The 19,735-nt window shown below is 70.8% G+C and carries 18 protein-coding genes; 15 read left to right on the forward strand and 3 right to left on the reverse strand.

The annotated features are described in order from the left end of the window. Positions 1–42 precede the first annotated feature (42 nt). The gene (locus ACGFRF_RS30885; RefSeq protein ID WP_393745559.1) at positions 43–1,506 is read right to left on the reverse strand and encodes a cytosine permease; all 1,464 of its coding nucleotides are present in this window, start codon (positions 1,504–1,506) and stop codon (positions 43–45) included. Positions 1,507–1,677: 171 nt separating this feature from the next. Between ACGFRF_RS30885 and ftsY the strand changes: the two genes are divergently transcribed. Continuing rightward, on the forward strand, positions 1,678–2,880 hold the full coding sequence (gene ftsY, locus ACGFRF_RS30890; protein ID WP_393745561.1) for a signal recognition particle-docking protein FtsY: 1,203 nt from the start codon (positions 1,678–1,680) through the stop codon (positions 2,878–2,880). Between the two features lie 141 nt (positions 2,881–3,021). Here the strand turns inward: ftsY and ACGFRF_RS30895 are convergent, their stop codons facing one another. Further along, on the reverse strand, positions 3,022–3,684 hold the full coding sequence (locus ACGFRF_RS30895) for a bifunctional DNA primase/polymerase (RefSeq protein ID WP_393745563.1): 663 nt from the start codon (positions 3,682–3,684) through the stop codon (positions 3,022–3,024). Between the two features lie 458 nt (positions 3,685–4,142). Between ACGFRF_RS30895 and ACGFRF_RS30900 the strand changes: the two genes are divergently transcribed. The 5 genes from ACGFRF_RS30900 to ffh all read left to right on the forward strand — a co-directional run bounded on the left by ACGFRF_RS30900 (position 4,143) and on the right by ffh (position 11,748). Next, positions 4,143–5,618, forward strand: a complete 1,476-nt coding sequence (locus tag ACGFRF_RS30900; protein ID WP_393745565.1) for a hypothetical protein — start codon at positions 4,143–4,145, stop codon at positions 5,616–5,618. 342 nt (positions 5,619–5,960) lie between these two features. After that, positions 5,961–7,301, forward strand: a complete 1,341-nt coding sequence (locus ACGFRF_RS30905; RefSeq protein WP_393745567.1) for an ammonium transporter — start codon at positions 5,961–5,963, stop codon at positions 7,299–7,301. Continuing rightward, the gene (locus tag ACGFRF_RS30910; RefSeq protein ID WP_030990174.1) at positions 7,298–7,636 is read left to right on the forward strand and encodes a P-II family nitrogen regulator; all 339 of its coding nucleotides are present in this window, start codon (positions 7,298–7,300) and stop codon (positions 7,634–7,636) included. Before ACGFRF_RS30905 ends, ACGFRF_RS30910 begins: the two co-directional genes overlap by 4 nt. Positions 7,637–7,662: 26 nt before the next feature. Beyond that, positions 7,663–10,113 carry a [protein-PII] uridylyltransferase gene (locus ACGFRF_RS30915; protein WP_393745569.1) on the forward strand — a complete coding sequence of 817 codons (2,451 nt, stop codon included), beginning with the start codon at positions 7,663–7,665 and terminating at the stop codon, positions 10,111–10,113. An 84-nt stretch (positions 10,114–10,197) separates the two neighbouring features. Beyond that, positions 10,198–11,748 (forward strand): signal recognition particle protein, encoded by a 1,551-nt coding sequence (gene ffh / locus ACGFRF_RS30920; protein WP_393745571.1) that lies wholly within the window; start codon positions 10,198–10,200, stop codon positions 11,746–11,748. 238 nt (positions 11,749–11,986) lie between these two features. On the opposite strand, the gene ACGFRF_RS30925 is transcribed toward ffh, so the two are convergent. After that, positions 11,987–12,811 carry a class I SAM-dependent methyltransferase gene (locus ACGFRF_RS30925; protein WP_393745573.1) on the reverse strand — a complete coding sequence of 275 codons (825 nt, stop codon included), beginning with the start codon at positions 12,809–12,811 and terminating at the stop codon, positions 11,987–11,989. Between the two features lie 577 nt (positions 12,812–13,388). Here ACGFRF_RS30925 and ACGFRF_RS30930 point away from each other — a divergent pair. The 9 genes from ACGFRF_RS30930 to lepB (ACGFRF_RS30970) all read left to right on the forward strand — a co-directional run bounded on the left by ACGFRF_RS30930 (position 13,389) and on the right by lepB (ACGFRF_RS30970) (position 19,655). After that, positions 13,389–13,985: a hypothetical protein gene (locus tag ACGFRF_RS30930; RefSeq protein WP_393745575.1), complete on the forward strand. Its 597-nt coding sequence runs from the start codon at positions 13,389–13,391 to the stop codon at positions 13,983–13,985. 332 nt (positions 13,986–14,317) lie between these two features. Beyond that, positions 14,318–14,737, forward strand: coding sequence for a 30S ribosomal protein S16 (gene rpsP, locus ACGFRF_RS30935; RefSeq protein WP_030785131.1), 420 nt, complete (start codon positions 14,318–14,320; stop codon positions 14,735–14,737). Positions 14,738–14,742: 5 nt separating this feature from the next. Further along, positions 14,743–14,982 carry an RNA-binding protein gene (locus ACGFRF_RS30940; protein WP_005479813.1) on the forward strand — a complete coding sequence of 80 codons (240 nt, stop codon included), beginning with the start codon at positions 14,743–14,745 and terminating at the stop codon, positions 14,980–14,982. Positions 14,983–15,064: 82 nt separating this feature from the next. Next, a complete protein-coding gene (rimM, locus tag ACGFRF_RS30945) occupies positions 15,065–15,610 on the forward strand; it encodes a ribosome maturation factor RimM (RefSeq protein WP_393745577.1) in 546 nt (181 codons plus the stop codon). After that, entirely contained in the window at positions 15,607–16,440 is an 834-nt protein-coding gene (trmD, locus tag ACGFRF_RS30950) for a tRNA (guanosine(37)-N1)-methyltransferase TrmD (RefSeq protein WP_393745579.1), read from the forward strand. Before rimM ends, trmD begins: the two co-directional genes overlap by 4 nt. A 135-nt stretch (positions 16,441–16,575) precedes the next feature. Continuing rightward, the gene (gene rplS, locus ACGFRF_RS30955; protein ID WP_393745581.1) at positions 16,576–16,926 is read left to right on the forward strand and encodes a 50S ribosomal protein L19; all 351 of its coding nucleotides are present in this window, start codon (positions 16,576–16,578) and stop codon (positions 16,924–16,926) included. 45 nt (positions 16,927–16,971) lie between these two features. Next, the gene (gene lepB / locus ACGFRF_RS30960) at positions 16,972–17,673 is read left to right on the forward strand and encodes a signal peptidase I (RefSeq protein ID WP_393745583.1); all 702 of its coding nucleotides are present in this window, start codon (positions 16,972–16,974) and stop codon (positions 17,671–17,673) included. Next, a complete protein-coding gene (lepB, locus tag ACGFRF_RS30965) occupies positions 17,666–18,757 on the forward strand; it encodes a signal peptidase I (RefSeq protein WP_393745585.1) in 1,092 nt (363 codons plus the stop codon). Before lepB (ACGFRF_RS30960) ends, lepB (ACGFRF_RS30965) begins: the two co-directional genes overlap by 8 nt. Beyond that, positions 18,645–19,655 (forward strand): signal peptidase I, encoded by a 1,011-nt coding sequence (gene lepB / locus ACGFRF_RS30970; RefSeq protein ID WP_393745587.1) that lies wholly within the window; start codon positions 18,645–18,647, stop codon positions 19,653–19,655. Before lepB (ACGFRF_RS30965) ends, lepB (ACGFRF_RS30970) begins: the two co-directional genes overlap by 113 nt. The last annotated feature ends 80 nt before the right edge of the window (positions 19,656–19,735 follow it).

Genomic DNA, 19,735 nt, shown 5'->3' on the forward strand with positions numbered 1-19,735 from the left:
TGAGCGGTGGAGGGGGACGGTAGCTGACGTGGCGTCAGATCTCTAGGACGCGCTACCCAGGCTCGCGGTCGCGGGTTGCCCGGCGGTCTCCGTCACCTGTGCCGGGGTCCCCACCGCCGGCTTCGGCAGTGCCAGGTACAGCAGGCCCGAGATGACGATCGTCGCGACCCAGCCGAGGCCGTACTCGCCGATGACGTTGCCCTTCGAGAGGGGGCCGGTGAACCAGTCCGAGGTGGTGAACATCAGGCCGCCGAGCAGGCCGACCGCCCAGGCGGCCACGGCCGCGGGGGAGAAACCGCCCCGGTACCAGTAGGCGCTGGTGCGGGTGGTGTCGGCCATGGCCCGGCCGTCGTACTCCGTGCGGCGCAGCATGTCCGCGCCGAAGACGCCGACCCAGGCGGAGAAGGCGACCGCCAGCAGGGACAGGAAGGCGATGAACGAGCCCATGAAGCTCGTCGCCACCAGCATCAGCACTCCGCCGAAGATCAGCGAGATCACGGCGTTGACCGAGACCGCCCAGTGCCGCGGCACCTTGAAGCCGAGGGTCTGCGCGGTGAAGCCCGCCGAGTACATCGACATCGAGTTGATCAGCAGCATGCCGATCAGCGCGATGAACAGGTACGGCACCGCGATCCACGTCGGCAGGATCTCGCCGAGGAAGGACACCGGGTCGGTCGCCGAGGCCAGGTCCGGCGTGGACACCGCCATCACCGCCCCCATCAGCACCATCGGCAGGACGACGACACCGGCGCCACCCACCGCCGTCCCCACGATCGCCCTGGAGGAGGCCGTGCGCGGGAGGTAGCGGGTGAAGTCCGGGGCGGACGGGATCCAGCTGACACCGCCGGCCGCGATCATGCCGATACCGGTGATCACCGCGGCCGTGGAGCCGGCGCTGTGGTCCATCACCTTCGACCAGTCGGTGTTCGCCACCAGGTAGGCCAGGACCAGCACCGAGAAGACGCCGAAGAGGTAGGTCGCGTACGTGTTGCACTTCTGCACGGCGTTGATGCCGAGCCCGGAGATCGCGAACGTCGCGACGACGAACAGCAGCAGCATCACCATGTCCAGCACGCTGTTCGCCTTCAGACCGAACAGGATGTCCAGGATGGTGAGCATCGCGTAGGCGCCGGTCACCGCGTTGATCGTCTCCCAGCCCCAGCGGGCGACCCAGATCAGCGAACCCGGCAGCACATTGCCCCGCTGCCCGAAGACCGCGCGCGACAGCGCCATGCCGGGTGCTCCGCCCCGCTTGCCGGCGATGCCGATGAGCCCGACCAGGCCGTACGACACGACCGGCGCGGCCACCGCGACGACGAGCGCCTGCCAGATGTTCAGGTGGTACGCCACGACGAGGCTGGCGCCCATCGTCAGCAGCAGCACGCTGATGTTCGCGCCCACCCAGGTGGGGAACAGTTCACGCGTCTTCGCGGTGCGCTCGTGGTCGGGGACCTGTTCGATGCCTCGGGTCTCGAGAGCGCCTTCGGTCTCGACGGTTTTGCTCATGAAAGAGGTGCCAGACATGGGGGGACAGGGGGGACGTGGGGACTCTACGCGCGTCAACAGACTCCCCACCATCGTACTTTGCTCCGACTCCTTGCTTTACGTGCTGTTTGTCTCTTAGAGGAATCCACAAACAGGGTCTCGTCGTGGCCCATGGCTGATACTGGACGGGTTATGGAAATCGTCATCCTTGCTGTAGTCATCGCCGTGGTCGTGCTCGGCGCGCTCGGCGGGCTCATCGTCGGCAGCCGGCGCAGGAAGCCGCTGCCCCCGCCGCCCCCCGCAGCACCCGACATCACCGCGCCCCCGGCCGAGCCGCATGTCGGCGACGAGGCCGAGACGCCGCGCGACGAACCGCGCCGGACGATCGAGGAGGTGGATCTTCCAGGCGGCCCCGCCCCGGTCGTCGTGGAGGAGCCTCCCACTGTCGAGGCTCCCGAGATCGAGATCCCGGAGCCCACCGCGGGCCGGCTGGTGCGACTGCGCGCCCGCCTGTCCCGCTCGCAGAACGCGCTCGGTCAGGGCCTGCTCACGCTGCTGTCCCGCGAGCACCTCGACGAGGACACCTGGGAGGAGATCGAGGACACGCTGCTCACCGCCGACGTCGGCGTGCAGCCCACCCAGGAGCTGGTCGAGCGGCTGCGCGAACGCGTGAAGGTGCTCGGCACCCGCACTCCGCAGGAGCTGCGCGGCCTGCTGCGCGAAGAGCTGCTCAAGCTGGTCGGCACCGACCTCGACCGCACCGTGAAGACCGAGCCCGAGGACCGCAAGCCCGGCATCGTGATGGTCGTCGGTGTCAACGGCACCGGCAAGACCACCACCACCGGCAAACTCGCCCGGGTGCTGGTGGCCGACGGCCGCAGTGTCGTGCTCGGCGCCGCCGACACCTTCCGGGCCGCCGCCGCCGACCAGCTGCAGACCTGGGGCGAGCGCGTCGGCGCCTACACCGTGCGCGGGCCCGAGGCCGGTGACCCCGCCTCCGTCGCCTTCGACGCGGTGAAGGAGGGCAAGGAGATGGGCGTCGACGTGGTGCTCATCGACACCGCCGGACGGCTCCACACCAAGACGGGCCTCATGGACGAGCTGGGCAAGGTCAAGCGCGTCGTCGAGAAGCATGCGCCGCTGGACGAGGTGCTGCTCGTCCTGGACGCCACCACCGGCCAGAACGGCCTGGTGCAGGCCCGCGTCTTCGCCGAGGTCGTGGACATCACCGGTATCGTGCTGACCAAGCTGGACGGTACGGCCAAGGGCGGCATCGTCGTCGCGGTCCAGCGCGAGCTGGGTGTGCCGGTCAAGCTGATCGGGCTCGGCGAGGGCGCGGACGATCTCGCGCCGTTCGAGGCGGAGGCGTTCGTGGACGCGCTCATCGGCGACTGAGACCACATCCGGATCTCCGGAGGTGATGGGCACCTGGGAACGTTCCGAGGTGCTCGGCCGCGAACGTTCCGAGAGGCTCACGCAAGAAGCGCCCGCCCCGAGGTGCAGCGGGGGACGGGCGCTTCGCCTTTCCCGGTGCCGTCAGGCCCGGGCCCGCGACCGGTGCGCCACGTAGGCCAGCGTCCCCAGCAGCAGCCGGGCCGCCGGGGGCCTGGTCGCCGAGTCCAGCGCGGGTGGGCGCAGCCAGCGCACCGGGCCGAGTCCGCCCCGGTCGGAGGGCGGCGCGGTGATGTACGTACCCGGGCCGAGGCCGTGCAGGTCCAGCGCGGAAGGGTCGTCCCAGCCCGTGCGGTAGAGCAGCCGGGGGAGTTCCGCGGCGGCGCCGGGAGCGACGAAGAAGTGGGCGCGGCCGTCCGGGGTCGCGGTCACCGGGCCGAGGGGGAGGCCCATCCGCTCCAGGCGGACCAGGGCGCGGCGCCCGGCGGCTTCGGAGACCTCGAGGACGTCGAACGCCTGGCCGACCGGCAGCATCACCGCGGCGCCGGGGAACTCCGACCAGGCCTTGGTCACCTCGTCCAGCGTCGCCCCGGCCGACACCAGGGGCGCGAAGTCCAGCGGATGGGCACCCGGCGCCGGGCAGTCGGCGCGCCCGCACGAACAGGCGCCCGCGGCGGCCCGTGCCCCCGGCGCCACGTCCCAGCCCCACAGCCCGGTGAACTCGGCGACGGCGGTGCACTCCGACGAGCGGCCGCGCCGACGTGTGCCGGAGCGGATCTCGCGAATGCCGCCGATCGTGAAGCCCATGCCCCCTCCAACGGGTCCAGCGCGCCGGTGGTTACGCCACGGAGCGAGACGGAAGCGGAACGTAACGCTACGGCTCCGCCTGCCCACCGCGCCGCAAGGCCAAGGCGGCGCATCGAAGCGCTTCGGGTGGCGCACAGGAGGGAACGCGCCCCCTCATGCATCACTCCGCCCACTTGCGCGACGTCCTATGTCAAGTGAATCGCGCGGAGGCGACCATGAGTTCATTCGAAGGGGTGGCGAATGGTGGCGTTTCCGGGATCCCCGTGGCTGAGGCGGTGATCGTAGGATTACTGTGAGTGTGCGAGTCCTGGGGGCACATGCACTCATGGGTATGCCGGAGGCAAGTCGTCAGCTCGTTCGAAGGGTGAGAACCGGCGGACGGGAGGCCGTATTTACCGGCATTCTGATAGGGCTTGGCGCACTCGGCGACAAGTGGTCTCAGGGATGGGGGCGTTCCAGTGGGCGGCAACGGCGGTAGCGGGACGAACGCTGACAAGCGCCCCAACGAGCTGCTCGGCTCGTGGTTCGTGCGCAGCGGCTGGTCCAAGGGCGAGCTGGCCCGCCAAGTGAACCGCAGGGCACGCCAGTTGGGCGCCAACCACATCTCCACCGACACCTCGCGCGTACGCCGCTGGCTGGACGGGGAGAACCCGCGCGAGCCGATCCCGCGCATCCTCTCGGAGCTGTTCTCCGAGCGCTTCGGCTGCGTGGTCTCCATCGAGGACCTCGGCCTGCGCGCCGCCCGCCAGTCACCCTCCGCGTCCGGCGTCGACCTGCCCTGGACGGGCCCGCAGGCGGTCGCCCTGCTCAGCGAGTTCTCGCGCAGCGACCTGATGCTCGCCCGCCGCGGCTTCCTCGGCACCTCGCTCGCGCTGTCCGCCGGCCCCTCCCTCATCGAGCCCATGCAGCGCTGGCTCGTGCCCACCCCCACCTCCCCGGTCCCGCCCGACCCGGAGCCTCTCGACTCCCGCAGGCCGGGCCGGCTGTCCAAGCCCGAGCTCGACCTGCTGGAGTCCACCACGCGGATGTTCCGCCAGTGGGACGCCCAGTGCGGCGGCGGTCTGCGCCGCAAGGCGGTCGTCGGTCAGCTGCACGAGGTCACCGACCTCCTCCAGGAACCCCAGCCCGAGGCCACCACCCGCACCCTCTTCAAGGTCGCCGCCGAACTCGCCGAACTCGCCGGCTGGATGTCGTACGACATCGGGCTGCAGCCCACCGCGCAGAAGTACTTCGTCCTCGCCCTGCACGCGGCCAAGGAGGCCGGTGACAAGCCGCTCGGCTCCTTCATCCTCTCCAGCATGAGCCGCCAGATGATCCACCTCGGCCGGCCCGACGACGCCCTGGAGCTGATCCACCTCGCCCAGTACGGCAGCCGTGACTGCGCGAGCCCGCGCACCCAGTCCATGCTGTATGCGATGGAGGCCCGCGCGTACGCCAACATGGGCCAGCCCGGCAGGACCAAGCGGGCGGTCCGCATGGCCGAGGACACCTTCGCCGAGTCCGACGAGTGGGACGAGCCGGACCCGGACTGGATCCGCTTCTTCTCCGAGGCCGAGCTGTACGGCGAGAACTCGCACTCCTTCCGCGACCTCGCCTATGTCGCCGGCCGCAGCCCCACCTACGCCTCCCTCGCCGAGCCGCTCATGCAGCGGGCCGTGGAGCTGTTCGCCAAGGACTCCGAGCACCAGCGGTCCTACGCGCTCAACCTGATCGGCATGGCCACCGTGCACCTGCTGCAGCGCGAGCCGGAGCGTAGCGCGGAGTATGCCTCGCAGGCCATGGAGGTCGCCCGGAAGGTCCGCTCCGAGCGTGTGAACACTCGTATTCGAAAGACGGTCGACACGGCCGTACGCGACTTCGGCGATCTCGCCGCCGTCGTCGACCTCACCGACCAGCTGGCCGTAGACCTGCCCGAGACCGCCGAGGCGGTCTGACCCGCTCGGCCCACCATGCCCCGGCCGCGGCCGGTCCTCCCGAACTGCCCGACTCGGCTCCCCCACGCCAGGTCATCGGAAGGCCCGCCGCGGCCGGCCTGTTTCTCCGCAGGAGTCCACCGGAGAAGGTTGCGCCACGATAACGATGCCGCGGCCCGACATCTGGCACTTCATCGACGCGTAACACGCAAGGCGTCTTCGTCACCCCGGCGAAACAACCAGGGGCGTCCACCGAAACCGCGCTGCGCCAATCTCATGGCGCATAACCGGCCCACCCCTCACCCGACCGGACCGCTCAGGCACCGCCCGCACGGGGCCGTACCAATCGACGAGGAGACGCCGATGGCACCAGCCATCACGCTTGCCGCGGAGGCACCCAAGCTGTCATCCGCGAATACAGGCTTCATGCTCATCTGTTCCGCCCTGGTGCTGATCATGACCCCGGGTCTTGCCTTCTTCTACGGAGGCATGGTCCGCGTCAAGAGCACCCTCAACATGCTGATGATGAGCTTCATCAGCATGGGCATCGTCACGATCCTGTGGGTGCTCTACGGCTTCTCCCTCGCTTTCGGCACGAGCAACAGCCTCATCGGCTGGAACTCGGACTGGCTCGGTCTCAGCAACATCGGGCTGACGGAGCTGTGGGACGGCTACACCATCCCGATCTTCGTCTTCATGGTCTTCCAGCTGATGTTCGCGATCATCACGCCGGCCCTGATAAGCGGCGCCCTCGCGGACCGCGTCAAGTTCTCCGCCTGGTCGCTCTTCGTCGTCCTGTGGGCCACGATCGTCTACGTCCCGGTCGCGCACTGGGTCTGGGGCGCCGACGGCTGGGCCTACAAGCTCGGCGTGATCGACTTCGCCGGTGGTACCGCGGTCCACATCAACGCCGGTGCGGCCGCCCTCGGTGTCATCCTCGTCATCGGCAAGCGCGTCGGCTTCAAGAAGGACCCGATGCGCCCGCACAGCCTCCCGCTGGTCATGCTCGGTGCCGGTCTGCTGTGGTTCGGCTGGTTCGGCTTCAACGCCGGCTCGTGGCTCGGCAACGACGACGGTGTCGGCGCGCTGATGTTCGTCAACACGCAGGTCGCGACGGCCGCCGCCATGCTGGCCTGGCTCGCCTACGAGAAGGTCCGGCACGGTGCGTTCACCACGCTGGGCGCCGCCTCCGGCGCGGTCGCCGGACTGGTCGCCATCACTCCGTCCGGCGGCGCGGTCTCCCCGCTCGGCGCGATCGCCGTCGGCGCCATCGCCGGTGTCGCCTGCGCCGCGGCCGTGGGCCTGAAGTTCAGGTTCGGCTACGACGACTCGCTCGACGTCGTCGGTGTCCACATGGTCGGCGGCATCATCGGCTCCCTGCTCATCGGCTTCTTCGCCACCGGCAAGGGCCAGTCCGCCGCCACGGGCGTCTTCTACGGCAACCACTCGTTCGACCAGTTGTGGAAGCAGTGCGCCGGTGTCTTCGCGGTTCTCGCCTACTCCCTGATCGTCTCCGCGGTCCTCGCCTTCCTGCTCGACAAGACCATCGGGATGCGCGTCACCGAGGATGAAGAGGTGTCGGGCATCGACCAGGCCGAGCACGCCGAGACCGCATACGACTTCAGCGGCGCCGGCGGCGGTGTCATCGGCTCCGTCGTCGGCCCGGCCCTGGCCGCCGCGCAGAACAAGAAGGTGGACGCATGAAGCTCATCACCGCCGTCGTCAAGCCCCACCGGCTGGATGAGATCAAGGAGGCCCTGCAGGCCTTCGGCGTCCACGGGCTGACGGTCACCGAGGCCAGCGGCTACGGTCGGCAGCGGGGCCACACCGAGGTCTACCGCGGTGCCGAGTACACCGTCGACCTGGTCCCGAAGATCCGCATCGAGGTGCTGGCCGAGGACGACGACGCCGAGCAGCTGATCGAGGTCATCGTCAAGGCGGCCCGGACCGGCAAGATCGGTGACGGCAAGGTCTGGTCGTTGCCGGTCGAGACGGCCGTACGGGTCCGCACCGGCGAGCGCGGCCCGGACGCGCTCTGACACGGCAGAGAGACAGGAGTCGCTGGGTGACGGGTACGGATGTGCGGAAAGAAGCGGATGACTCGGGACCCAGCGGCTACGCGGCGGCCCGGCTGCGCCTCCTCTCGGAGGGGGCGCGGTCCGGGCCGCCGCGCCGTGCCGCCCTCGCCGGACTGACCGACGACTGGCTCGCCGGGCTGTTCGCGGCGGCGGCCGGGGGACTCAAGGGCGTCTCCCTGGTCGCCGTCGGCGGCTACGGCCGCGGTGAGCTGTCCCCGCGCAGCGACCTCGACCTCCTGCTGCTGCACGACGGCTCCGACCCCGACGCGGTCGCCGCCCTGGCCGACCGCCTCTGGTACCCCGTCTGGGACCTCGGCCTCGCCCTGGACCACTCCGTCCGAACCCCGGCAGAAGCCAGGAAGACGGCCGGAGAGGATCTGAAGGTCCAGCTCGGCCTCCTGGACGCCCGCCACCTCACGGGCGACCTCGGCCTCACCGCGGGTCTGCGTACCGCCGTCCTCGCCGACTGGCGCAACCAGGCCCCCAAACGCCTCCCCGAACTCCAGGAACTCTGCGCCGAACGCGCCGAACGCCAGGGCGAGCTGCAGTACCTCCTGGAACCCGACCTCAAGGAGGCCCGCGGCGGCCTCCGCGACGCCACCGCCCTGCGCGCCGTCGCCGCCTCCTGGCTGGCCGACGCCCCGCGCGAGGGCCTCACGGACGCCCGTCGGCGCCTGCTCGACGTCCGCGACGCGCTCCATCTGGCCACCGGCCGCGCGACCGACCGCCTCGCCCTGCAGGAACAGGACCAGGTCGCGGCCGAGCTGGGCCTGCTGGACGCCGACACTCTGCTGCGACAGGTGTACGAGGCGGCGCGCGTGATCTCGTACGCCAGTGACGTCACCTGGCGGGAGGTGGGGCGCGTGCTGCGCTCGCGCGCCGTCCGCCCGCGGCTGCGCGCCATGCTGGGCGGCGGCAAGCCGGTCGCCGAGCGCTCCCCGCTCGCCGAGGGCGTGGTGGAACAGGACGGGGAGGTCGTGCTCGCGCGCGCCGCGCGCCCCGAGCGCGACCCCGTACTCCCGCTGCGCGCCGCGGCCGCCGCCGCGCAGGCCGGCCTTCCGCTCTCCCTGCACGCCGTACGGCGCATGGCCACCACCGCGCGCCCGCTGCCCACGCCCTGGCCCGCCGAGGCGCGCGAGCAACTGGTGACCCTCCTCGGCTCCGGCCGCCCGACCATCGACGTCTGGGAGGCCCTGGAGGCGGAGGGCCTGATCAGCCGCCTCCTGCCCGACTGGGAACGGGTCCGCTGCCGCCCGCAGCGCAACGCCGTCCACCTCTGGACCGTCGACCGGCACCTGATCGAGACCGCGGTCCGCGCCTCCGAACTGACCCGCCGGGTCAGCCGCCCCGACCTGCTCCTCGTCGCCGCCCTGCTGCACGACATCGGCAAAGGCTGGCCCGGCGACCACTCCCTGGCCGGAGAGATCATCGCCAAGGACGTGGCCGCGCGGATCGGCTTCGACCGCGCCGACGTCGGCGTGCTCTCCACCCTCGTACGGCACCACCTGCTGCTGATCGAGACGGCCACCCGGCGCGACCTGGACGACCCGGCCACCGTCCGCTCGGTCGCCGAGGCGGTCGGCACCCAGAGCACCCTGGAGCTGCTGCACGCCCTGACGGAGGCCGACGCGCTCGCGACCGGCCCCGCCGCCTGGTCCTCCTGGCGCGGCTCGCTCGTCGCCGACCTGGTCCGGCGCGTCTCGGCCGTCCTCGCCGGGGACGCCCCCGACGAGCCCGAGCCGGCCGCGCCCACGGCCGAGCAGGAACGCCTCGCCATCGAGGCCTTCCGCACCGGCGGCCCGGTCCTCGCCCTGCGCGCGCAGGCCGAGCCGATCGCCGACGAGGAGTCCGCCGGCGATCCGGAACCCCTCGGCGTCGAACTGCTCATCGCCGTACCCGACCAGTCCGGGGTGCTGCCGGCGGTCGCCGGTGTCCTCGCCGTGCACCGCCTCACCGTCCGCACCGCGGAGCTGCGCACCCTGACCCTGCCCGACGACGTCGACAACGGCTCGGTCCTGCTGCTGAACTGGCGGGTCGCCGCCGAGTACGGCTCGCTGCCGCAGGCGGCCCGCCTCCGCGCCGACCTCGTCCGCGCCCTGGACGGCTCCCTGGACATCGCGGGCCGCCTCGCCGAACGGGACGCGGCCTACCCCCGCCGCCGCGGCTGGGTCGCCCCGCCCCCCCGGGTGACGGTCGCCCCGGCGGCCTCCCACCACGCCACGGTGATCGAGGTCCGCGCCCAGGACGCCCCGGGCCTGCTGCACCGCATCGGTATGGCGCTGGAGAAGGCGGGGGTGCGGGTGCGCAGCATGCACGTCAGCACGCTCGGTTCCAACGCCGTCGACGCCTTCTACGTCACGACCGGCACGGGTGCGCCGCTGCCGGCGGGGGACGCCACATCGACGGCCAGGACGCTGGAGGAGACGCTGCGCGGATGACCCTGCCCCGGTGACTTCGACGCCGGGATACCCTGGAGGGCGATTCCCTGAAGACCGTCACCGACCCCGAGGACCGCGAGCGCCGTGTTCGACACTCTCTCCGATCGCCTGTCAGCGACTTTCAAGAACCTGCGCGGCAAGGGACGGCTCTCCGAGGCGGACATCGACGCCACGGCGCGCGAGATCCGTATCGCGCTCCTCGAGGCCGACGTGGCCCTGCCGGTGGTCCGCGCGTTCATCAAGAACCTCAAGGAGCGCGCGCTCGGCACCGAGGTCTCCAAGGCCCTCAACCCGGCCCAGCAGGTCCTCAAGATCGTCAACGAGGAACTGGTCACCATCCTCGGTGGCGAGACCCGGCGGCTCCGCTTCGCCAAGCAGCCCCCGACCGTGATCATGCTCGCGGGTCTGCAGGGTGCCGGTAAGACCACCCTGGCGGGCAAGCTCGGCCGTTGGCTGAAGGAGCAGGGCCACTCCCCGCTGCTGGTCGCCGCCGACCTCCAGCGCCCGAACGCCGTCAACCAGCTGAGCGTCGTCGCCGAGCGCGCCGGTGTCGCCGTCTACGCCCCCGAGCCGGGCAACGGCGTCGGCGACCCGGTCAAGGTCGCCAAGGACTCCATCGACTTCGCGCGGTCCAAGGTCCACGACATCGTGATCGTGGACACCGCCGGCCGCCTCGGCATCGACCAGGAGATGATGCAGCAGGCCGCGGACATCCGCGACGCCGTCTCCCCGGACGAGATCCTGTTCGTCGTCGACGCGATGATCGGTCAGGACGCGGTCAACACCGCCGAGGCCTTCCGCGACGGCGTCGGCTTCGACGGCGTGGTGCTCTCCAAGCTCGACGGTGACGCCCGCGGTGGTGCGGCCCTGTCCATCCGGCAGATCACCGGCAAGCCGATCATGTTCGCGTCGAACGGCGAGAAGCTGGACGACTTCGACGCGTTCCACCCGGACCGGATGGCCTCCCGCATCCTCGACATGGGTGACCTGCTCACCCTGATCGAGCAGGCGGAGAAGACGTTCAGCCAGGAAGAGGCCCAGAAGATGGCCTCGAAGCTGGCGTCCAAGAAGGGCCAGGACTTCACCCTGGACGACTTCCTGTCCCAGATGGAACAGGTCAGGAAGATGGGCAGCATCAGCAAGCTGCTCGGCATGCTGCCCGGCATGGGACAGATCAAGGACCAGATCAACAACCTGGACGAGCGGGAGGTCGACCGCATCGCCGCGATGATCAAGTCGATGACTCCGGGCGAGCGCCAGGACCCGACGATCATCAACGGCTCCCGCCGCGCCCGTATCGCCAAGGGTTCCGGTGTCGAGGTCAGCGCGGTGAAGGGCCTGGTCGAGCGGTTCTTCGAGGCCCGCAAGATGATGTCCCGCATGGCCCAGGGCGGCGGCATGCCCGGCATGCCGGGGATCCCGGGCATGGGCGGCGGCCCCGGCCGGACCAAGAAGCAGCCGAAGAAGGCCAAGGGCAAGCAGCGCTCCGGCAACCCGATGAAGCGCAAGCAGCAGGAGCTGGAGGAGGCCCAGCGCCGCGAGGCCGCCGCCCAGGGCGGCAACGCCTTCGGGCTGCCGCAGCAGGGCGGCCAGGACTTCGAGCTGCCGGACGAGTTCAAGAAGTTCATGGGCTGAGCCGGTACAGGAAGTACAGGGGCCGAGCCGGTTCGAGGACTTCACGGCCGGAGCCGGCCCTCCGCACCGCGTCAGGGGCGCCCTTCTCCGGAAGGGCGCCCTTGCGCTGCCGCTCCGCGGACCGAGACGCCGACGGGGGCGGACGCGTACCGGATCACCCGGGGTCACCCGCGGCGACGTCTGGGCAGCACCCGCGCCGCGAGGCGGACGCTCGGGCCAGGGGCCATGCGACGGACGCTCAGGGCACGCGGGCTATCAGGTAGCGGAAGACGTTCGGCATCCACACGGTCCCGTCCTGCCGCCGGTGCGGATGCAAGGCCTCGGCCAGCTCCTTGTCGACCTGCTTGGCGTCGGTCGCCGCGATCGCCGCGTCGAACAGGCCGGTCGAGAGCAGCCCGCGCACGGCGCTGTCGAGGTCGGCGTACCCGAACGGGCAGGCGACCCGGCCCGAGCCGTCCGGTTTCAGCCCGGCCCGCTGGGCGACCTCCTCCAGGTCGTCCCGCCGGGCCGGCCGCCAGCTGCGCGCGCTGCGCAAAGGATCGGCCAGTTTCGTGGCCACCCGCAGTACGGAGGAGGTGGCGCAGCGCTCCGGTGGGCCCCAGCCGGCCAGGACCACGGCGGCCCCGCGCCCCGCGAGCGGCAGCGCGGCCGCCAGCTGTCCGCCGAGCCCCTCGGAGTCGCCCGCGAGGCAGCCGATCGGCTCGAAGACGGTCACCAGGGTGTACGCGGCCGTCTCCGTGCCGGCCGTGTCCTCCGGCGCCCCGTCGACGAGTTCCGTCACCGTACGCGCGCGCGTGCCGCGGCCGCCGTATCTGCCGCGCGCGGTGTCCGGCAGCAGGCGCTCGCGCGCGAGGGCGAGCCGTTCCGGGGAGGAGTCGACGCCGGTCACCGCGGCCGCGCCTCTCGCGGCCGCCATCAGAAGGGCGAGCCCGGAGCCGCAGCGCAGGCCCAGCAGCCGGGTGGCGGGGCCCACGTCGAGCCGCTCGTAGACCGCTTCGTAGAGCGGGACCAGCATCCGCTCCTGGATCTCCGACCAGTCACGCGCGCGTGCGCACGGGTCCACGCGGGGTGCGGAATCCGCGTGAGACCGGTGCTGTCGCACGAGCGTAGGTGTCATAGGTAAGCGCCCCAATCCGCCGACAGTTCGCCGCTGCGCCCGGTTGCGTGGCCCCCGTGCCGTGCGCGCGCACTTCCCACGTATGCCAGGTAACTCCCGGCTCGCTGTGCCGTCCAGGGGTCGTGGCGTCCGGTTTGCGGTCAGGGCGCGAGTGTGGCGAGATTTCACATGCCGGTAATCCAGGGGCCCGTACGGTGTCCGCTCCAGGTGGACGGGGCGGTGCCGGGAGCGGCGGCCGCACGCGGTAACGTCACGACCGTCACGGACGCTGACCAAGGTGAGGCTTCGCGCCGAGAGCGACCGAAACCCGTCTTGCGCACGCGCCGACCACCGTCGCACTCACGTACCACACGCCCGTCGTACCGCGGACTACGCACCAGCTTGGTACGAGCTGTGAGGCTTCTCCGCAGATCAGCGCACCCGCCCTCGTCAGGACGCATCAGCGGCAACTGACGGGTACGTGCAAATTATTTGGGATGCCCCGGAATAGGAACACAGCGGCACCCCCGCTCGTTGTCATTACGTGAGCACGACACAGACACCACCTGTTCTCGCCGCAGAGCTGGCGCAGGCGTGGGCCGACATTCAGCGGTACCACCCCGAGCTGCCGGACCTTGCCGCGCCAGAGTCCCTGATCGGGGAGTCGTCGTCCGCGTGCGGGCACGAACTCTCCTTCGAGCGACTGCTCCATGAGGCAGTCCACGGCATCGCAGCCGCCCGTGGGGTCCGCGACACCTCCCGGGCCGGTCGCTACCACAACCGCCGTTTCCTCGCGATCGCCGAGGAGCTGGGCCTGGACCACCCCGAGGAGCCGCACCCGAGCAGCGGCTTCTCCCTGGTCACGCTCAACCCCGAGGCGAAGCGGCGCTACCGTCCGACCATGGAGCGGCTGCAGCGCGCGCTGAAGGCCCACACGGTGGCCACCTCGTCCGACACCTCCCGTACCTTCCGCGGCCCGGCCGCCCGGCACGGCTCCTCCGGTGGCGGCGTCCGCGTCAAGGCCGTCTGCGACTGCGGCCGCAACGTCCGGGTGGTCCCGTCGGTCCTGGCCCAGGCTCCGATCGTGTGCGGTGGCTGCGGCAAGCCGTTCCGGATCCCGGAGGTCGTGGGAGCGGCGTAGTCGCGTCACCGCGGGAGTGCCGGCATCTCGTGGGTGCCGGTGCGGTGGAGCGACGGTGAGGTGCCAGTGGCAGCGGCACCTCGCGGCGCCGAGCGGCGCACCCGACGTACCTCACCCCCACGCCGGGTGCCCCATCGGCATGCCCAGCCGCAGCCCACCCATCCTTGGCCCGAAGCGACCCGCAGCGTGTGGCACAATGGCTAGCTGTACTCGACAGCCGCACAGGACCCCTCTCTCCTCCGGCTGACGCGTCCATCGGGCATTCGGGTACCGCAACCCCACGCGGCAGCTCGCCGTGCCCAACCACGTCAAATCCAGGAGAACCCACTCCCGTGGCAGTCAAGATCAAGCTGAAGCGTCTGGGCAAGATCCGTTCGCCTCACTACCGCATCGTCGTCGCCGACTCCCGTACCCGCCGTGACGGCCGGGCCATCGAGGAGATCGGCAAGTACCACCCGACCTACAACCCGTCGGTCATCGAGGTGGACGCCGAGCGTGTGGCGTACTGGCTCGGTGTCGGCGCTCAGCCGACCGAGCCGGTCCTCGCCATCCTCAAGAAGACCGGCGACTGGCAGAAGTTCAAGGGCGAGCCGGCTCCCGCGCCGCTGCTCGTCGCCGAGCCCAAGCCGGCCCGTCCGTCGTTCGAGGCTCTCGGCGGTGACGACGAGGGCAAGGGTGAGGCGATCACCCAGAAGAAGAAGGCTGAGAAGAAGGACGAGGCCGCTGCCGAGTCCGAGTCGACCGAGGCCTGAGCAGCATGCTCGAAGAGGCGCTTGAGCACCTCGTGAAGGGCATCGTCGACAACCCTGACGATGTGCAGGTCGCCTCGCGCGACCTGCGCCGCGGACGCGTGCTGGAGGTCCGGGTCCACCCCGACGACCTCGGCAAGGTGATCGGCCGCAACGGCCGTACCGCGCGCGCTCTGCGTACCGTCGTGGGCGCCATCGGCGGCCGCGGTGTCCGTGTCGACCTCGTCGACGTGGACCACGTCCGCTGACGCTTCATCGCAACCGGCTCGGGCCGGGGAGGGCCACTGGGCCGTCCCCGGCCCGCAGTCGTATGACAGGAGATCTGTACACGTGCAGCTGGTAGTCGCACGGATCGGCCGCGCCCACGGCATCAAGGGCGAGGTCACCGTCGAGGTACGTACCGACGAGCCGGAGCTTCGGCTCGCCCCGGGGGCCGTCCTGGCCACCGACCCGGCCTCCACCGGGCCCCTCACCATCGCCACCGGCCGCGTCCACAGCGGCCGCCTCCTCCTGCGCTTCGAGGGCGTCACCGACCGCAACGCCGCCGAGGCCCTGCGCAACACCCTGCTGATCGCCGACATCGACCCCGAGGAACTCCCCGAGGGCGAGGACGAGTACTACGACCACCAGCTCATCGACCTCGACGTGGTCACCGAGGACGGCACGGAGGTCGGCCGGATCACCGAGATCTCGCACCTGCCCTCCCAGGACCTCTTCATCGTGGAGCGCCCGGACGGCAGCGAGGTGCTGATCCCCTTCGTGGAGGAGATCGTCACCGAGATCGACCTGGAGGAGCAGAAGGCCGTCATCGCGCCACCGCCGGGCCTGATCGACGACCGCGCGGAGATCGCCTCGTCCAGGGACGACAGCGCATGAGGCTCGACGTCGTCACGATCTTCCCCGAGTACCTCGAGCCGCTGAACGTCTCCCTCGTCGGCAAGGCACGCGCGCGTGGGCAGCTCGACGTCCAGGTGCACGACCTGCGGTCCTGGACCTACGACCGGCACAACACGGTCGACGACACGCCGTACGGCGGCGGCCCCGGCATGGTCATGAAGACCGAGCCCTGGGGCGACGCCCTGGACACGATCCTGGCCGACGGCTACGAGACCGGGGCCCGGGCCCCCGCGCTGATCGTCCCCACCCCGAGCGGCCGCCCGTTCACCCAGGAACTCGCCGTCGAACTCTCCGAGCGCCCCTGGCTGGTCTTCACACCGGCCCGCTACGAGGGCATCGACCGGCGCGTCATGGACGAGTACGCGACCCGCATGCCCGTCTACGAGGTCTCCATCGGCGACTACGTCCTCGCCGGCGGCGAGGCGGCCGTCCTCGTCATCACCGAGGCCGTCGCGCGGCTGCTGCCCGGCGTCCTCGGCAACGCCGAGTCCCACCGCGACGACTCCTTCGCGCCCGGCGCGATGGCCAGCCTCCTCGAAGGCCCCGTCTACACCAAGCCGCCCGTCTGGCGCGGCCGGGACATCCCCGACGTGCTGCTCAGCGGCCACCACGGGAAGATCGCCCGCTGGCGCCGCGACGAGGCCCTCAGGCGTACCACGGCCAACCGGCCCGACCTGATCCAGCGCTGCGAGCCCAAGGCCTTCGACAAGAAGGACCGCGAGATGCTCTCCATCCTGGGCTGGGAACCGGACCCCGAGGGGGAGCCGTACGGCCGATTTTGGCGCCGGGCCGAGGGCGTGGAAGAATAGGCCGCTGCTGTGCGTCCGTCCGGCGTGCGCCCCTGCCACAGGGGGAGACGACGCCCGCCCCGACGCGCACGGCACACCTCATGTACACCTAGCTCCCGTTGATGACCTGTGGCATCAGCGAAGAAAGCAGACGAAATGTCTCACCTGCTCGACACCGTCGACTCCGCGTCGCTGCGCAGCGACATCCCGGCCTTCCGCCCGGGTGACACCGTCAACGTCCACGTGCGCGTCATCGAGGGCAACCGCTCCCGTGTGCAGCAGTTCAAGGGCGTTGTGATCCGCCGCCAGGGCTCCGGTGTCCGCGAGACCTTCACGGTCCGCAAGGTCTCGTTCTCCGTCGGCGTCGAGCGCACCTTCCCGGTGCACACCCCGATCGTCGAGAAGATCGAGCTGGTCACCAGGGGTGACGTGCGCCGCGCCAAGCTGTACTACCTCCGTGACCTGCGCGGCAAGGCCGCGAAGATCAAGGAGAAGCGCGAGAACTGAGCGCTTCCCCGGCGTCACAGCGGGGCCGGATAGCATCGGGCCCCGATGGACACCGAAGCACAGCCGACGGAACGCGACCGCTCCTCCCACCCGGAGTCTCCGGGACCGGGGGGACGGTCGCGTTTCGCGTTGGTGGCGCAGGCCGCCGCCTGGCTGCCGGGCGGCCGGATCACCCTCGGCGTCTTCGCCTGCCTCGCGTTCCTGCTGCTCCTCAACGCCTTCGTGGTGCAGCCGTTCCAGATCCCGAGCGGATCCATGGAGCAGGGGTTGAGGGTCGGGGACCGCGTTCTCGTAAACAAGTTGGCGTACCGTTTCGGTGCTCAGCCCAGCCGCGGCGACGTGATTGTGTTCGACGGCACCGGGTATTTCGGGGACGCGGACTACGTCAAGCGCGTTGTCGGGGTGGGGGGAGACCACGTGGTCTGCTGCGACAAGGAGGAGAGGATCGAGGTGAACGGCCGGCCGGTCGACGAGACGTCGTTCCTCTATCCCGGGGACAGCGCCTCCAGCGTGCCCTTCGACGTCGTCGTGCCCGCGGGCCGCCTCTTCGTCCTCGGCGACCACCGCAGCGACTCCAGCGACTCCCGTGACCACCTCGGCTCGCCCGGGGGCGGCATGATCCCCGTCGAGGACGTCATCGGCCGGGCCGACTGGATCGTCTGGCCGCAGGACCACTGGACCCACCTGACGCGGCCGTCCGCCTACGCGCGCGTGCCCGCCGCCTCGGCGGAGGGTGCCCATGGGTAACCGCGGCAAACCGCGCGGGGTGCCCAGCACGCCCGCCGACGACCTGCTGCCCACCGGGACCCGCCGCACCGCCGCGCCCGGCGGTGGCCGCACGCGCGCGGAGCGCCGCAAACTGCAGCGCAAGGTCAAGCGCAAGCGCAGGCGTTCAGCCGTTCGGGAGATCCCTCTTCTGGTCGGTGTCGCCGTCCTCATAGCGCTGGTCCTGAAGACCTTCCTCGTCCAGGCGTTCGTGATCCCGTCCGGCTCCATGGAGCAGACGATCCGGATCGGCGACCGTGTGCTGGTCGACAAGTTCACCCCGTGGTTCGGCTCCAAGCCGCAGCGCGGGGACGTCGTCGTCTTCCACGACCCGGGCGGCTGGCTGGCGGACGAACAGACCGCCAAGAAGCACGACCCCGTCGTCGTCAAGCAGGTCAAGGAAGGGCTCACCTTCATCGGACTGCTGCCCTCCGACAACGAGAAGGACCTCATCAAACGGGTCATCGGGGTCGGCGGCGACCACGTGAAGTGCTGCGACGCGCAGGGCCGCGTCACCGTCAACGGCGTACCGCTCACCGAAGGCGACTACCTCTACCCGGGGGACGCGCCCTCCACCACCCCCTTCGACGTCACCGTCCCCAAGGGCCGGCTGTGGGTGATGGGCGACCACCGGGGCAACTCCGCGGACTCCCGTGCCCACCAGAACACGCCCTACGGCGGCACGGTCTCCGAGAACTCGGTGGTGGGCCGGGCCATGGTCATCGGCTGGCCGATCGGCCACTGGACGCGGCTGGAGGAACCTAAAACCTTCGCAAGCGTCGCCGACTCCGTGTCGGGTGCGGCCGCCGGTCCCCACCCGTCGCATAGGGTTGCCTCCGAGAATCAGAACGGAACGACCCAGCTCCCGACCCCTGCGGAACTCCCGCTCGTTATGGGAGTGGTGGGCCTGCGCCGTATCCGGGGCAGGCGGCGGCACGGAGTAAGGAGTTGGCGTGGGGGATGTGGCGGTTGGCGCACGTTCGGGACACGACGGCGAGGAGCACCGCGGGCACCCCGTGGAAGCGAACGTTCCCGTACCGGACGGCGCCATGACCTCCGGAAGTGACCCGGCGGCCGGCGACGACGGCACGCCGGAGGACCAGCAGCAGGCCCGCACCGAGGACGCGGGCGCGGGCGAGGGCGCACACCGGCCGAAGCAGCGCTCCTTCTGGAAGGAGTTGCCGATCCTGATCGTCATCGCCCTGGTCCTGGCGCTGCTGATCAAGACGTTCCTGGTGCAGGCGTTCTCGATCCCGTCCGACTCGATGCAGAACACCCTCCAGCAGGGTGACCGCGTCCTGGTCGACAAACTGACCCCCTGGTTCGGTTCCAAGCCCGAGCGCGGCGAGGTCGTCGTCTTCCACGACCCGGACAACTGGCTGGCCGGCGAGCCCGCGCCCAACCCGAACGCCGTGCAGAAGGTGCTCAGCTGGATCGGCCTGATGCCGTCCGCCGAGGAGAAGGACCTGATCAAGCGGGTGATCGGCGTCGGCGGTGACACGGTCCAGTGCAAGGGCACCGGCCCGCTGACGGTCAACGGCAAGGCGCTGAACGAGCCGTACGTCTACCCCGGCAACACGCCGTGCACCCAGGACGACGTCGGCGGCCAGTTCAAGGTGAAGGTGCCCAAGGGCTTCATCTGGGTGATGGGCGACCACCGCCAGAACTCCCGCGACTCGCGCTACAACCAGTCCGACAAGAACCACGGCATGGTCCCCGTCGACAAGGTCGTCGGCCGCGCCATCGTGAAGGCCTGGCCGATCACCCGCTGGGGCACCCTGCCGATCCCGGACACCTTCGACCAGCCCGGCCTCGACCAGCAGTCCTCCGCGTCCGCGTCCCTGACGGTGGCCCCCGAGGGCGTGGCCGTCGCGGCGCTCCTGCCGGTCGTGGTGTGGCGTCGCCGCCGTACGAACCGGCTGGAGCCCAAGACCGAACAGAAGACGTCCACCGGGCAGCGCTGACCCGCCGACCGGGCCACCCGACCCGGCCGGGCCGATCCGTCCCTGCACCCACTGAGATGCCCCGCCGTGCGCCCGGCTGG

Source organism: Streptomyces sp. NPDC048521, from assembly GCF_043199855.1.
GTDB lineage: Bacteria > Actinomycetota > Actinomycetes > Streptomycetales > Streptomycetaceae > Streptomyces.

Excerpts from the sequence above, each read along its gene's own strand:
- ACGFRF_RS30885 (WP_393745559.1), bottom strand. The coding sequence starts at position 1,506 with ATGAGCAAAACCGTCGAGACCGAAGGCGCTCTCGAGACCCGAGGCATC.
- ftsY (WP_393745561.1), top strand. The coding sequence starts at position 1,678 with ATGGAAATCGTCATCCTTGCTGTAGTCATCGCCGTGGTCGTGCTCGGC.
- ACGFRF_RS30895 (WP_393745563.1), bottom strand. The coding sequence starts at position 3,684 with ATGGGCTTCACGATCGGCGGCATTCGCGAGATCCGCTCCGGCACACGT.
- ACGFRF_RS30905 (WP_393745567.1), top strand. The coding sequence starts at position 5,961 with ATGGCACCAGCCATCACGCTTGCCGCGGAGGCACCCAAGCTGTCATCC.
- ACGFRF_RS30910 (WP_030990174.1), top strand. The coding sequence starts at position 7,298 with ATGAAGCTCATCACCGCCGTCGTCAAGCCCCACCGGCTGGATGAGATC.
- ACGFRF_RS30940 (WP_005479813.1), top strand. The coding sequence starts at position 14,743 with ATGCTCGAAGAGGCGCTTGAGCACCTCGTGAAGGGCATCGTCGACAAC.
- trmD (WP_393745579.1), top strand. The coding sequence starts at position 15,607 with ATGAGGCTCGACGTCGTCACGATCTTCCCCGAGTACCTCGAGCCGCTG.
- rplS (WP_393745581.1), top strand. The coding sequence starts at position 16,576 with ATGTCTCACCTGCTCGACACCGTCGACTCCGCGTCGCTGCGCAGCGAC.
- lepB (WP_393745583.1), top strand. The coding sequence starts at position 16,972 with ATGGACACCGAAGCACAGCCGACGGAACGCGACCGCTCCTCCCACCCG.
- lepB (WP_393745585.1), top strand. The coding sequence starts at position 17,666 with ATGGGTAACCGCGGCAAACCGCGCGGGGTGCCCAGCACGCCCGCCGAC.